The sequence below is a fragment of the Draconibacterium mangrovi genome, from assembly GCF_010586825.1.
Taxonomy (GTDB): Bacteria; Bacteroidota; Bacteroidia; order Bacteroidales; family Prolixibacteraceae; genus Draconibacterium; species Draconibacterium mangrovi.
This window is the reverse complement of record NZ_JAAAGB010000001.1, coordinates 827,294-841,784: the sequence shown is the minus strand read 5'-3', so window position 1 is coordinate 841,784 and position 14,491 is coordinate 827,294. Positions and strand designations below refer to the sequence as shown.

10 protein-coding genes are annotated in these 14,491 nt (G+C 42.2%); 5 read left to right on the top strand and 5 right to left on the bottom strand.

Features of this window, described 5'->3' with window-relative positions; translation table 11 throughout:
- Positions 1 to 47 precede the first annotated feature (47 nt).
- Both ccsA and G4420_RS03355 read left to right on the top strand, forming a co-directional pair.
- Positions 48 to 3,113 carry a cytochrome c biogenesis protein CcsA gene (ccsA, locus tag G4420_RS03360; protein WP_163322167.1) on the top strand — a complete coding sequence of 1,022 codons (3,066 nt, stop codon included), beginning with the start codon at positions 48 to 50 and terminating at the stop codon, positions 3,111 to 3,113.
- Positions 3,114 to 3,313: 200 nt separating this feature from the next.
- Positions 3,314 to 5,104 carry an AMP-dependent synthetase/ligase gene (locus G4420_RS03355; RefSeq protein WP_163322166.1) on the top strand — a complete coding sequence of 597 codons (1,791 nt, stop codon included), beginning with the start codon at positions 3,314 to 3,316 and terminating at the stop codon, positions 5,102 to 5,104.
- A gap of 389 nt (positions 5,105 to 5,493) precedes the next feature.
- Here G4420_RS03355 and G4420_RS03350 read toward each other — a convergent pair whose 3' ends face one another.
- Entirely contained in the window at positions 5,494 to 5,934 is a 441-nt protein-coding gene (locus G4420_RS03350; protein WP_163322165.1) for a cytochrome B, read from the bottom strand.
- A gap of 158 nt (positions 5,935 to 6,092) precedes the next feature.
- Between G4420_RS03350 and G4420_RS03345 the strand changes: the two genes are divergently transcribed.
- The gene (locus G4420_RS03345; RefSeq protein ID WP_163322164.1) at positions 6,093 to 7,100 is read left to right on the top strand and encodes a nucleoside hydrolase; all 1,008 of its coding nucleotides are present in this window, start codon (positions 6,093 to 6,095) and stop codon (positions 7,098 to 7,100) included.
- A 55-nt stretch (positions 7,101 to 7,155) separates the two neighbouring features.
- Positions 7,156 to 7,869, top strand: a complete 714-nt coding sequence (locus tag G4420_RS03340; RefSeq protein WP_163322163.1) for a hypothetical protein — start codon at positions 7,156 to 7,158, stop codon at positions 7,867 to 7,869.
- A gap of 41 nt (positions 7,870 to 7,910) precedes the next feature.
- Here G4420_RS03340 and G4420_RS03335 read toward each other — a convergent pair whose 3' ends face one another.
- Together G4420_RS03335 and G4420_RS03330 are read right to left on the bottom strand one after the other, a co-directional pair.
- Positions 7,911 to 9,188 carry a hexokinase family protein gene (locus G4420_RS03335; RefSeq protein ID WP_163322162.1) on the bottom strand — a complete coding sequence of 426 codons (1,278 nt, stop codon included), beginning with the start codon at positions 9,186 to 9,188 and terminating at the stop codon, positions 7,911 to 7,913.
- Between the two features lie 30 nt (positions 9,189 to 9,218).
- Entirely contained in the window at positions 9,219 to 10,592 is a 1,374-nt protein-coding gene (locus G4420_RS03330; RefSeq protein WP_163322161.1) for an alpha-L-fucosidase, read from the bottom strand.
- Between the two features lie 228 nt (positions 10,593 to 10,820).
- On the opposite strand from G4420_RS03330, the gene G4420_RS03325 reads away from it, so the two are divergent.
- Complete coding sequence (locus tag G4420_RS03325; protein WP_163322160.1) at positions 10,821 to 11,858, top strand: WD40/YVTN/BNR-like repeat-containing protein; 1,038 nt, start codon at positions 10,821 to 10,823, stop codon at positions 11,856 to 11,858.
- A 56-nt stretch (positions 11,859 to 11,914) separates the two neighbouring features.
- Here the strand turns inward: G4420_RS03325 and G4420_RS03320 are convergent, their stop codons facing one another.
- Positions 11,915 to 13,456, bottom strand: coding sequence for a beta-N-acetylhexosaminidase (locus G4420_RS03320; RefSeq protein ID WP_163322159.1), 1,542 nt, complete (start codon positions 13,454 to 13,456; stop codon positions 11,915 to 11,917).
- A gap of 134 nt (positions 13,457 to 13,590) precedes the next feature.
- The gene (locus G4420_RS03315; protein WP_163322158.1) at positions 13,591 to 14,478 is read right to left on the bottom strand and encodes a cation diffusion facilitator family transporter; all 888 of its coding nucleotides are present in this window, start codon (positions 14,476 to 14,478) and stop codon (positions 13,591 to 13,593) included.
- Between the last annotated feature and the right edge of the window lie 13 nt (positions 14,479 to 14,491).

Here is a 14,491-nt window from a genome sequence, read left to right as displayed (position 1 = left end):
CCAATTGATATTATAAAAAGACTTGAAACTAAATTGAAAAAATACAGATGAAGAAATTCTTTGCGTTTATAACATCCATGCCGTTCGCGGCATTTATTTTTCTTGGGCTTGCTTTTTCAATGGCTGTTGCCACCTTTATCGAAAGCAGCTACGGCACGCCAACTGCCCGTGCATTGGTGTACAACACGCATTGGTTCGAGGTACTTTGGGGGCTGTTTGCACTCAACCTTGTCAAAAACATGTTTCGTTACCGTTTTTTCACCAACCGGCGTTATACGCTCGGCATTTTTCACGTGTCGTTTTTGGTGATGATACTGGGAGGCGCTGTTACGCGTTTTATAAGTTTTGAGGGCGTAATGCATATTCGCGAAGGTGAAAGTGCTGACTATATTCTTTCGACCAACGATTATTTTTATGCCGGATATGAAGACCAGAAAGAGGTTTCGCAGGTACGATTCTCAGAGATAACGCCCAAACAGTATTCTGCAAAATTTGATGTTAACGGAAAATCGGTAAAAGTAAAAGCGGTAGGTTTTATCGAAAATGCAGAACAGAAAGCCATTGCTTCGGATTCGGGTGAGCCGGTAATCGATTTTGTGTTTTCGGCACCCGAAACACAGGGTATGCAGTCGTTTTCGTTTAAAGAAGGAGATGTGCTTGATTACCCCGGTTTTTCAGCCGGTTTTGAGGTTGATGACGAAAAAGTGATCAACTTTTTCATGCAGGATGGGGCCTTGTTTATGACCTCTCATGCGAAACTGGAAGAAACGACCATGGCTACACAGGAAACAGTCGATTTATCGCCGGGAGATACAATTCCGGTAAAACCTATGTTTTTGTATGGTTATGACAATTTCCGCTTTTTGATCCGTAAATTTCTGCCGAGTGCCACATTTACCGCAGTAAAAAGCCAGATGGAAACTGGTGAAGATGCAGTGATGATACAGGTTTCGGATGGTATACGCCAGCAAAATGTTCCGGTGTTTGGTCACTCGGGGCAACGCCCCGATACTGTGCGCGTTCCTTTGGGCAACGGCACACTAAAACTGGCTTATGGTGCATTGCCATTACAGGTTCCGTTCAGCATTCACTTAAAGGATTTTCAATTGGAGCATTACCCGGGATCTAACTCTCCGTCGTCGTTTGCTTCCGAAGTTGTTTTGGTGGACCAGGAAAAAGGCATTAACGAAGATATTCGCATTTTCATGAACAACACGCTGAACCACCGGGGCTACAAGTTCTTTCAATCATCGTATGACAGGGACGAACAAGGCACGATACTTTCCGTTAATTACGACTTCTGGGGAACGTGGATTTCGTACCTCGGTTATTTATTGCTCATTGTTGGTTGTATCATGTCGCTGATAAATCCAAATTCTTATTTCCAGTATCTGGCCAAAAAGTTAAAAGCCAGTTCGGTTAAAGTAATCGCGCTTATTGCTCTAATAGGAAGTGTGGCTTTTTCAGCATCGGCGCAAAGTGGTCTTGGGGCCGGAATTCCGCCAATTGACAAGGAGGTTGTAAAAGAATTCAGCGAATTGTGGGTACAGGGTGTTGATGGGCGAATTGAGCCGGTGTCGACGCTGTCGGGTGAGATTGTTCGCAAAATAAGCCGTAAATCAGGGTTGTACGGTCTGTCGGCCGATGGCGTGGTGCTGAGTATGATGGCATATCCCGAAATCTGGCAATCGATGCCTATTATCAAGGTAGCCGATAAATCGTTGGAAGGGGCACTCGGTGCACAGAATAAATACATTACGGTTGAGTCGCTTTTTGATGCAAACGGAAATTATAAAATTGCGGATGCAGTGCGCGCGGCTTATGCCAAAGCTCCCGGAATGCGCAATCGTATGGATAAAGAATACATCAATGTTGATGAGCGTGTAAATATCTGTTTTATGGTATTTCAGGGCTCTATTTTCCATCTGTTCCCGTGCGAAAGAGTGGAGGATACCTGGTATGCTCCCGGAAGTATTGCTGCTGAATATAGCGATGGCGATTCCATTTTTATACAAAGTGGATTCCAGTTACTGTTGCAGTCGATTACTGAAAACCAAAGTACCAACGCCGTGCAGGTATTACAGGCAGTAGATAATTTCCAGGTGAAATACGGAGCTGATCTTTTACCCGGCGATAAAAAGAAAAACGTTGAAATTCTATTTAATAAAGTAAATCCGTTTAAACGAATATTCCCGTATTATCTGTTGTTTGGATTTTTGCTGTTAACGGTACTTTTTATAAATATTTTCAGGCAAAAACAGTTGCCGTCGTTTCTGCGGATATCATTTTTCGGATTCATATTAATCCTGTTCATGGTGCACACGGTTGGTTTGATTGTACGCTGGTACATTTCGGGTCACGCACCATGGAGTAATGGATACGAATCGGTGGTGTACGTTGCCTGGGCAACCATGCTGGCCGGAATTATATTTGGCCGAAAATACCCGATGGTAATAGGTACTGCTGCATTTTTAACCGGTATTGCGCTGTTTGTGGCTCACCTTAGTTGGATGAATCCGGAGGTGACAAACCTGGTTCCGGTACTTAAATCGTATTGGTTGGCTATTCACGTGGCCATCATTACTGCAAGCTACGGATTTCTTGGGCTGAGTATGTTCCTTGGTGTTTTGGTAATGATTTTGATTGTTTTACGAAGAGGAGCGAATGAGGCCAAAGTAAACGGTTTTATCGAGCAGCTAACAACCATTAACGAAATGTCGGCAACGGTTGGTTTGTATTTTCTTACCATCGGAACATTCCTTGGTGGAGTTTGGGCCAACGAAAGTTGGGGCCGCTATTGGGGCTGGGACCCCAAAGAAACCTGGGCATTGATTACTGTGGTCATCTATTCGTTTATTGTACACATGCGATTGATTCCGTCGTTAAAAGGTGTTTTCAATTATAATTTTGCATCGATACTTGGTTTTGCCTCGGTACTGATGACTTATTTTGGTGTGAACTATTACCTGTCAGGCTTACATTCGTACGGAAAAGGAGTTGCCGATGGGGTTGATCCTGCCGTTCCCGCATCAATTTTGGTGCTGGCCGGATTAATAATCTGGGCCTATGTAAAAGACAATAAATATCAGGCTCAACAAGCTGAAACCGAGTAAGAGAAATAGTGCCCGGCTAAATGAAATTTTGGAACAATAGGCTCTGAAAGTCGATAGCCGGTGTTTTAATTTATTGTTTTACAGATAATTAAAATTATTTAGAATATATATAAATAGTAAAGGGCTGAAAAATAGCATAATCGCTTTGTAAATCAACCAACAACAAAAGCCTTATATTTCGAAGTTTTTAAAATTGAAATATGGGACAGACAGTTACACGTACTTTTGATGTTCTCGAACGCGCATTAAAAGAATTCCCCCGTGAAGACTCCATTGCCGGTAAAAAAGATGGTAAATGGTACACTTATTCAACCAAAGAATATTACGAAAAATCGCACCAGTTTGCACTTGGCCTCATGGCCCTGGGTTTAAAGCGCGGCGATAGAGTGGCTACGGTTACCACCAACCGCCCCGAGTGGAATATTGCCGATATGGGCCTGGCAATGGGTGGTTTTGTGCATGTGCCTATTTACCCAACTTTGGGCGACGATGAGTACAAGTACATATTAAAACATGCCGAGGTGAAAATTATTCTGGCGGGCGATAAAAAGCTTTTCCAGAGTATGTGTCCACTGGCCAATATGATTGATGGCGTTGATGCTGTTTACACCTTCGAAGAAGTGGAAGGAGCAAAACATTATGAGCAGATACTTGAACTTGGCGAGTCAAAAAGAGAAGAGTTTTCTTCCGAACTTGAAAGCATTAAAAACGATGTTAAGCCGGAAGATCTGGCAACGATTATATACACCTCGGGAACTACAGGCGTACCCAAAGGAGTAATGTTGAGTCACCGTAATCTGGTATCGAATTTTACCGAGCATGCAAAACTGCACGACCTGGGAATTGAGCACAGAGCTTTGAGTTTTCTGCCACTTTGCCATGTTTACGAACGCAGTGTGAATTACCACTTTCAGTACCGGGGCATGGGGGTTTATTATGTGGGCAACCTGGCGCAGATTGTTTCGTCGATTAAAGAGGTGAAACCAAATATGTTTAACTCGGTTCCCCGCCTGCTCGAAAAAGTTTACGATGGATTTGTGGCCAAAGGAAAAGAGCTGACCGGTATTAAAAAGAAACTGTATTTCTGGGCACTGAATCTGACACGTCATTTTGAATACAACAAAAATTATGGCCCTTTAATGCGACTGAAAATTTCAGTGGCAGACAAGCTAATCTATTCCAAATGGAGAGAAGCTCTTGGGGGAAATATCACTTATATTGTTTCGGGAGGCGCTGCCCTTCAACCGCGAATTGCCCGCCTGTTTGGTATGGCAAAACTTACTACGCTCGAAGGTTACGGATTAACCGAAACTTCGCCGGTAATTGCTGTAAACAATCCAACTACAATGGAAATGATGGTTGGAACTGTTGGCCCGATTCTGAAAGGTTTCGATGTGAAATTTGCACCCGACGGCGAGATTTTGTGTAAAGGCCCCGGAATAATGATGGGCTATTACAAGGCTCCGGAACTGACCGACGAAGTGATTGATGAAAACGGATGGTTCCATACCGGAGATATTGGAATGTTGGTTGACGACAAATTCCTGAAGATAACCGATCGTAAAAAAGAAATTTTCAAACTTTCGGGCGGAAAATATATTGCTCCTCAGATGATCGAGAACAAGTTGAAAACATCTGAGCTGATTGAGCAGGTGATGGTAATTGGTGCCAACGAAAAATTTGCAAGCGCCATTATTTCTCCGTGTTTTCCAATTCTGCACGACTGGGCGGGAGAGCACAAACTGCATTACGAGAACAATGAAGAGTTGATTCAGCTTCCGGAAGTCATTCAGAAATTACAAAAAGAAGTTGCAAAAATTAACAAGACGCTGGGATCGCACGAGCAAATCAGCCGTATACGACTGGTGCACGAAGAGTGGACTCCAACTTCGGGCGAACTGTCGCCAACACTGAAACTGAGACGAAATGCCGTAGCAGTAAAATACCAGCACTTAATTGATGATATATATGCCGTAGGGGCAAAGAGGTAGCGGTAAAAAAACAGGTGCGAAAGCACAAGCTGAACCAAGCTTAAAAGGTTGCAGGAGTTTATCTCTTGCAGCCTTTTTTATTGGCTAAACATTTCCAAAATTACAAACTTTGAAATGGCAATTGAACAGGGAGCCTTTTATATTATTAATACACTTTATTCTCCGTATCGTTATTCTTCGTCAAACGTATTCAGTACGATCCTTCCCCAACGCAGTTTTTTTCAAACGTACTGAGTACGATGCTCCACCCACGCGTTTTTCTTCAAACGTACTAAGTACGATGCTTCACCCTCGTAGTTTTCTTCAAACGTACTCAGTACGATGCTTCACGCATGTGTTATTCTTTAATCGTACTCAGTACGATGCTCCTTTTTTTTATTCGACTTTGGTTAAAACAAAGCTCTGTCCCACGGAATGGCTGCCAAAATCAGCACCAATGCCAGACCATAAAAAATTGCCGCTGACCGGTGTTTCTTAAGCGGAGTCACATCTTTTTTCGCTTTTGCCCTGCCAATGTGTACCAGTGCAAGTGCAATAATCATTAACAGAATGTGTTCTACAGCGTAGAAACGCAGGTCGCTGTTTTTCATGGCAGCTCCAAAATCGGCAAATGCCGCTTTGGTAATAGGGCTTACAAAGGCATAAAGTACAATTCCCACCAGAAACTGAATATCCATTATCATAACCAGTATTAATCCCGACAGGTTATCGGCCCGGCCCCATGAACGTTTACTTGCTACACCGCTTATGGCAAGCAATACTGTAAATAAAAGCGCGATTAAAACCAACCAGCGAAATCCGTTATGTGCGTGTAATAGTCCTTGATACATAAATTTTATATTTTATTGAAATGTAACACCAGATTTTGCTTTTGGTTGAAAGTTTTTGAAAAAATCCGGAACTTTTGAATATTAAATCACTCTCATTTATACTTTAATATTTTGATATCTTTAATGCATGTTTATTGTGAATAATTAATACCAAAACGATGCATAAAACTCTTCAGTTTATTTTAGTTTTTTTAGCTTTTTCATACTTTCTGTTAAGTTGTGGAGCTAATCAAGAGAATAAATCACCCAAAATAAAAATACTCATTGATACGGATGCCAACAACGAGTTGGATGATCAGCACGCTTTAGCCTATGCTTTTTTAAACAAAGATATTTTTGACGTTGTTGGTGTCACTGTTAATAATACCCGAAACGGCTATGGAATACAGGGGCAATATGATGAGGCAGAGCGTATAATTCAACTCTTTAATCTTGAAAACAAAGTGCCATTGTATATGGGAGCAGATAAAAGTTATACTGAAATTGCTCCAAACATTTCTGAAAATAGCTTCGATGGACAACCCGCCGTAGATTTTATAATTCAGGAAGCGATGAAGGTTGAAGATGAAAAGCTGGTGTTGGTGCCCGTTGGAAAACTAACCAATATTGCGCTGGCCATTTTAAAAGAGCCACGAATTGTTGATAAGGTTCGGGTTGTTTGGTTGGGAGGAAATTACCCCGCTCCGGGCGAATATAACCTCGAGAACGATACCACTGCCGTAAATCCTGTGCTTCAGTCGGGAGTTGAATTTGAAATGGTCACAGTGCGTTATGGTAAACCAAGTGGAACTGCTGCCGTAGCTGTTGTTCGTGAGGAAATTAATCGGAATATGAAAGGAAAAGGGCCGCTTTCGCACCATACGATTACGGGACGACATGGTGGTGAGTTTAATCGTTTTGGCGATTATTCTGCCAATCTTTTCGAAGAAGCAGAAATGTATGGAAATCCACCTTCACGCTCCTTATTTGATATGGTTGTACTTGCTGTTTTAAAAAACGAAACCTGGGGAGAAAAAGTTGAAATACCTGCCCCAAAACTTGTTGGAGATAGCTGGATTGATCGACCGGAAAACCGTCGTAAAATATTTTACTGGCAAAACTTTAACCGCGATGCAATTGTAAACGACCTGTTCGATCTCATGCAAAAGTCTACTTCAGAAAAATAATCAAGCACCTAATAGCCGAATGCAGGAAGTTAAAAAACAGCTGGAAGTTTTATTGATGAACTATTTTAGAGATTGCTATCCCGAATTTCCGAAAGGGAAAGTTGTGGCATCCGAGTCGCCCGATTTTGTAGTGAAAATGAAAAATGCACACAAATTGGGAATTGAACTCACCCGGCTAAATCCCGCCAATGCAGTAACAAAAACAGAAGAGGTGCAATCATTGATTAACTTCAGAAACGAATTGGTTGAGGATATGCGGGAGCTTTTTGAGGCAGGATCGGATGCGAAACTTTTTGTGAAATTTATGTTTTCGGAGAAACATCAAATCACTCCTGAGCGCGAATTAATGGTACGCTCGAAAACCGTAGCAACAATAAAATCTGCTATCGAAGGCAAAACGGATGGAACCTTTTTTCATAAAATTCTTACAAATTCCGATTTACCCGTCGGGATGGAGCAGGTAATGATCGCTCATCATCCGGAACTTAAAGAGTCGGTCTGGGAATGTTCGAATAACCTGGGAATATCAAATAATGTGGTTGACGACATCCGTTTGGCGATTGCCAAGAAGGATGAAAAACTGCGAATCTATCAGAAACAACAGCTGCAACAATACTGGCTTTTAATAACCACAGATTGTCTGCGGGCTGATAAAAATATCAACCTGTTGAATAAGATCAGTCATGAACAATTTGAATCGCGGTTTCAACAAGTTTTTGTGCTCGATTTAATGCGTGCCCGGGTTTTTTCGTTGGTTGAAAATTTGTAAAAGCCGAAGCCCGGTTCTTCAGGCTTCGGCTTTTAAATATCTTAGTTTACAATGGCTGCAATTGCTGCACCCAGTAAGCTTGAGTTCTCCACTTCCACAATTTCGTAGTAACGTTGATTATCGCCCGAGAGGAAATCCTGCAGGTATTTTTCAAACATTTTCTGAAAATTATGAAGCTTGTAAAATGTTGTTCCTTCAATGGTCATTAAAACCGGTTTTTCGTGGTGTTTGCCTTTTCCGGTTTGCAAAATTACCGCAGCCAGGTTGGCAGCTACCAGTTTTGCAGCGCGCTCGATAAGCTTGTCGATAATTTCGGCTACCAGCATTTTATCCGAATCGCTGGTGAAAACGCCGGGTAATACATTGTGGGCACTTTCAATGCCGTGCACATAATTATTCACTTCTTCCGATGTTAATTCCTGCAGATTCTCAAAAACTTCGGGGTCAGCAAAAACACCTTCTGCGGCTGCAGTTTCTAAAGTCTTGGTACACAAACCGCCAAAGTAACCACCCGAGAACATTTTTTCAAAAGCATAACGGCCCGGATTTTCGGTAGTGTTATCAAAAGCAATGTCAATATCGGTGCGCGGTGCCAGAGTAAATGCGCCCGATTCAATATTGATGATCTGGCTGCCTTCCATGTTGAGACCGTCGGTTTTGGTAATGTTTTTATTGGCCTCAATGTAACTGGTGTTGGTTCCGGTGCCCAGAATAAAACCAATGTACGTGTCGTATGCTTTTACCGCCCGCGCTGCTTTTCCGGCAAGCAAGGTAGAAACGGTGTCGTTCATCAGCACCAGTTGTTTTTCGGGTGTTTGCATGGCGTTCAAAAGTCCTTCTCCGATCATTTCTCCAATTACATCTGGTGCTTTAACTTCTTTGCTCCATTCAATAAGTTTTCCGTCTTTGTTCGGGAAAATCTCTGCAGCATACGAGAAACAAAATCCCAGTTTATCCGATGTGTTTTTGTAATCTGCCAGGTACGATGCAAAAGTGTCGAAGAATTCAGCCTTGGTAAGTTCTTTTTCTACGCCCGGCATTTTGGCCTTTGTAATGTTTTCAGTTACCAGTTTCAGGTTGTCGTCGAAATACACTTTGGCTGCCCTAAAATTGGTTCCGCCGGCATCAATGGCAACAACTGGTTCGTTTGCTTTTACTTCTCCGTCAGCTTCAATATAAGTTGGTAACATCAAGAGTGAGCTCTCTTTCCCGGCCAATCCTTTGGCCATTTCGTCCAGAAAGGCGTTCACCACCTCTTTCATTTTAATGTCTTCAGCCGTCATTTTGTGGCTTTTCAGAAATTCAGTTGCTTTGGTCATTTTGCTATTACGTTTATTTGGTTATTCGTATTAAAGTACATTTTCAAGTTTAAATACCCAGGCGCAAGTTTGGGTAAGTTTGCCCGGTGTTAATACCGGCGCTGAAATGGTAATTGTTTTACCCGATTTTTTGAATTCTACATCATCATGATATCCCAATAAACTAACCGACGATGCTTTTTTCAAGCCTTTTATTTTTAAATCAGTTGTAGGATATTGCGTGCAATGTACATACAAATCCTTCCCTTTTTTAGTGAAATATACATCAGCGATATCATTAGCTTCAGCACCGTCCCATTTTCTTGTCTCGTAAATTGCCTCGCCGTTTGTCTCCAGCCATTTCCCAATATCGAGTAGGCGTTGTTGCTGAATTACAGGAATGCGGCCATCAGCGGTCGGGCCAACATCAAGCAGGAGATTGCCTCCTCCGGCAACTTTTTCTATCAGTAAATGAATCAGTGCTTCGGAGCTCATGTAGTTTTCAACGGTTTCCATTTGGTTATATCCAAACGAAGTTCCTATTCCGCGGCATTCTTCCCATGCTTTGTCGATCTTGTCTCTTTTCCCGTCATGGACTAAATCGTACTCTGTTGTATAAAATCCTCCGTGTTTGCTACGTGTTTCTTTACCCCAGCGGTCGTTAATACAAATCCGGTCTTTTACCGGCGATTCGTTGTACAGCCAGGCTAAAAACTCCGTGCTTTTCCAGTCTTCACTCGGGTGATCCCATTCGCCATCGGTCCATAAAATATCCGGTTCGTAGCTGGTAACCAAGTCTTTCATTTGTGGAATCATATGGTCGTCGACATATTTTGTGAGATTATTTTTGTAAAGCGGATTGTACCACTCGTACAGCGAATAATAAAATCCCATGTGCAAGCCGGCATCTTTAACAGCAGTGGTTAAATCGCCACAAATATCACGGTGCGGTCCTATGTCAACGCTGTTCCAGTTCCAGCTTTGGGCGCTTGGCCAAAGTGTAAAACCTTCGTGGTGTTTCGATGTTAATACTACATATTTTGCTCCGGCACGTTTAAACAAATCGGCCCATTGTTCCGGATTCCAGTGTTGCGCTTTAAACCGTGGGGCAAAATCCTGATAGAGGAAATCTTCACCATACATTTTGTTGTGGTAGTCGCGGAATAATTTTCCTGCCTTGCTATCGTCGTTAATCCGGAAGCCATACCATTCAGCGTATTTGGCATAAACGCCAATATCGGCATTGGCCGGTGCCCAGGCGGGAACCGAGTACACTCCCCAGTGAATAAAAATACCAAACTTTACATCCTCGAACCATTGTGGTATGGGGCGGCTATCAATCGATTTCCAGTTTGCATCGTATTTTTGGGCGTACGAAAAAGTAATTAAAAGAGATAAAAGGAACGGCAAAATAAGTCGTTTCATTTTGTTGGTTTTAGATTATGATTTAAGTTATACCAATTGTTTTTCAGAGTGAGCAATAAGCGAAACTGTGAAATTACAATGGTTAATGCCGATAGAAAAGCAATCGTACTATGGAGCAGTCTGGCTCAAAGCATCAGCTTAATTTCTTATCGGTATTATTCAGAATACTTTCTGATCCCATAAACTTACAATTATTTTTATTTTAGTTTTATAAAAAAATATACATACATGAAATTTCTTCTGACTTCCGCTTTTATTTTGCTTTTATTTTCTTGTACGCTAACTCCTAAAAAACCAGCCGCTGTTGTTTTTTCAGAACTTAATACGAATACTGAAGCCAGTTTTCGTGGCTTGCATGTTGTTGATGAAAACACTGTTTGGGCAAGTGGTTCGGGAGGAACTGTGTTGGTGTCGACAGATAGCGGAAACAGCTGGGAAGATGTATCGGTACCGGGAGCTGAACAAAACGATTTCCGGAGCATTCATTCATGGGACGAAAATACGGCCACCGTTTTTGGTGTTGCCGGCCCTGATTTTGGCTACAAAACCATTGATGGCGGAGCTACCTGGAATGTGGTTTTTAGTGACACTACAAGTGGTTTGTTTTTTAACTCGGTAAAATTTGCCGATGCACAAAATGGTTTGGTGGTTAGCGATCCGGTTGACGGAAAGTTTTTTGTGTTGCGAACAGAAGATGCGGGAAACACCTGGGAACAGGTTACAGATCTTCCGGAAGTGGTTGCGGGAGAAGCCAACTTTGCGGCATCAAATACCTGTATTGAATATTTGCCAACAGGAAAGGCCTGGATTGCCAGTGGAGGTAAAGCTGCCCGCGTGTTTTATTCGGATGACTTTGGAAAATCGTGGAAAGTTACTAAAACGCCAATGGTTCGCGGACTGGCATCATCAGGAATATTTTCTGTTGCTTTTACTAATGATAAAGAGGGGATTATCGTTGGTGGAATTTATGACCAACCGGAATTGAATACCAATATTGCATCGTATACTTTTGATGGCGGAATAACCTGGCAACCTGCGGTAGCAATGCCAAAAGAATACCGCTCGTGTGTGCAGGAGGTAGAAGCTGGTAACGATTCGTTTGTATTCGCTATCGGAAAAACCGGTTGCGATATTTCAACTGATGGTGGAATAAACTGGAACTTTCTTTCCGATGACGGTTATTATACTTTTAGAGCAATTCCCGGAAAACTTGCCGGTTTTGCCGCCGGAAGTGGTGGTCGCATTTCAAAAGTGGAATTTAAGTGATAAAAAAAAGCGGGCTGCATTTCTGCAACCCGCTTCAATATTTTAATCCAATTCTTCTATTCTTCCCACGGAACCAGCGCCGATTTGTAGTAATCAATTCCCAACGCTTCGAAACGTTTGCCGTGTTTTGCCAAACGTGTTTTATACTCGTCCCAGCTTCTTTCGCCTGGTGCTGTCCAGCCAATTTCGGCATATCCCGGCAGACGAGGGAAAACCATGTATTCCACTTCATCGATATTGGTAACTGTTTCCGACCAAAGTGGAGCTTCAATTCCCAGAATGTTTTCTTTTGTGATGCCTTCAACAAGTGTTGCCGGATCCCAGTCGTAACCATGATCAACCTCAATGTAACCCGCCCAGTGCAAGCCCAGATGAGTTGTTGAATCGTACTGCATATCTAGGTAAGCTCGTGCTGCCGGCGACATTAATACCTGTGCACCTTTTTCAACGCCCGTTGTGGTGTTTTCAACATCGGCCCAGAATTGTACGGTAACATCATCAATCAATTTGGCGTTGGCAATTTCGTCCCAGCCAATAATTTTTTTGCCGTGTTTTTTTACGATGTCCTGAACTCTGTTTACAAAATACACATAGTCGTCGTGCGCTGTAACATGCGATTCGTCGCCACCAATATGGATGTACGGGCCGGGAGTTATTTCAGCCAACTCGCGAATAACATCGTCGATAAACTGGTAAGTAATTTCTTTGTCGGTACAAAGCGTACTAAATCCAACTTGGGTGCCGGTATAAAGCTCGCGGGCTTTGCCGTCGCAATTCAACTCGGCATACGATGCAAGTGCTGCATTGGTATGTCCCGGCATATCAATTTCAGGAACGATCATAATCTGGCGATCAGCTGCGTACTGAACCAATTCTTTGTATTGCTCTTGTGTGTAAAAACCACCTTCGCCACCACCAACTTCGGTTTGACCACCAATTTCGGTAAGTTTTGGCCACGACTTAATTTCAATTCGCCAGCCCTGGTCATCGGATAAATGCAGGTGAAGCACATTCATTTTGTACATCGCCAGAAAATCGATGAATTGTTTTACTTCTTCAACATTGAAAAAATGGCGCGAAACATCGAGCATGGCTCCACGGTAACTATATTCCGGCGAGTCAGAAATAGTTCCTGTTGGCACATATAAAGCTTGTGTATTATCGGCATTAACCGGTAGTGTTTGCAACAAGGTTTGCACACCAAAGAAACATCCGGCGGCATCGGCTCCCTGAATGGAAATCAGGCGTTTTTTAATTTTCAGCTCGTAACCTTGTTCGCTTAAATGTCCATTGTCGACATTCGAAATATAAATTTCTCTCGATGGTGGAGTAGTGGTTGGTTTCACGGTAATTAATTCCCCGGTTAGCTGATTGATTTTTTCAGCCAGTAACTCAGCCGAACGAAGCACTCCTTCGCTACCTGCCTGCACATAAATTACGCTGACTTTATTAAGGTTGAAGCCGTCGTCGGTAGCTGTTACGCTGGTTGGTTTCGGTATAAAAGCCGTTTTTGTAAGATCGGTTTCAACTTTCTCTGTGCAGGATTGAAACATAGATAAGAGGATTACAAAAATTGACAAAATTGATATCTTTCTCATTTAGCTAGTTTTTAAAAAATTTAAATAGATGATAAAAATATGGAAAAAATTTAATATATAAGCTAACTCGATACGTTTTTGCACGATTAAAAGAGTTAGTTTTTGCCCAATATATTTTTGAGTGAAATTCTGCTTTAAAAGCGTTCAAATGTTTTGAGATTATCGTTCAGTGGTTCAGGATGGATAGTGGTGAAAAAACCAAATTCCTTTTTAATCGCCTTCTCTATTTTTGTGCAGATCTCGTGCGTTTCGTAGAGTGTCATTTCCGGGGGAAGTTTGATGTGGCAGCTCATTTCGGTGTGGTGACCGTATTTGTGTATATGAATGTGATGCAAGTTAACCTGGATTTTGCAATTAAGGGCAACGGTTTTATGAATCTCATCCAATAACTCATCAGAAGGACTTTCGCCAAGAAGTGATTTGATTTCTTTTGCCAAAATTTCGAAACTGGCGTAGCCAATCAGAATAGCAACAATAATGCTTAGTACGGCATCGGTCCACCAAAATGAACTTCCCAACGCAATACCAATCAATACAATTACCGATGAAAGTGCATCGGTTCGGTGGTGCCACCCGTCGGCGATAAGCATGCTTGACTTGATTTTTTTCCCTGCCCAGAAAGAATACTGAGTCATCAACTCATTTAAAATTACGGATACTATAATAGCAATCCATGCAAAAGTACTGTAATAAGTATGTTCCCGTTGTCCAAACTTTTCAATGCCATTAAGTATGAAATCAAATGCGACGATGGCCAAAACAACGCCGATAATTATGGCTGCAATATGTTCGGCTCTTCCGTGCCCAAACGGATGATCGTCGTCAGCAGGTTTTCGCGAGATCTTCCCTCCGATTAATACAATTGCAGAAGTAACAACATCAGAAATCGAATGCCAGGCATCGGCAACCAAAGCTAAAGAACCCGTTGAAATACCTGCCCAGTATTTTAACCCCGAAAGCAAAATATTCCCGATAATGGATAACCATCCGGTACGCAATGTATATTTCCTGCTATCTTCCATTCGTAATTTTATG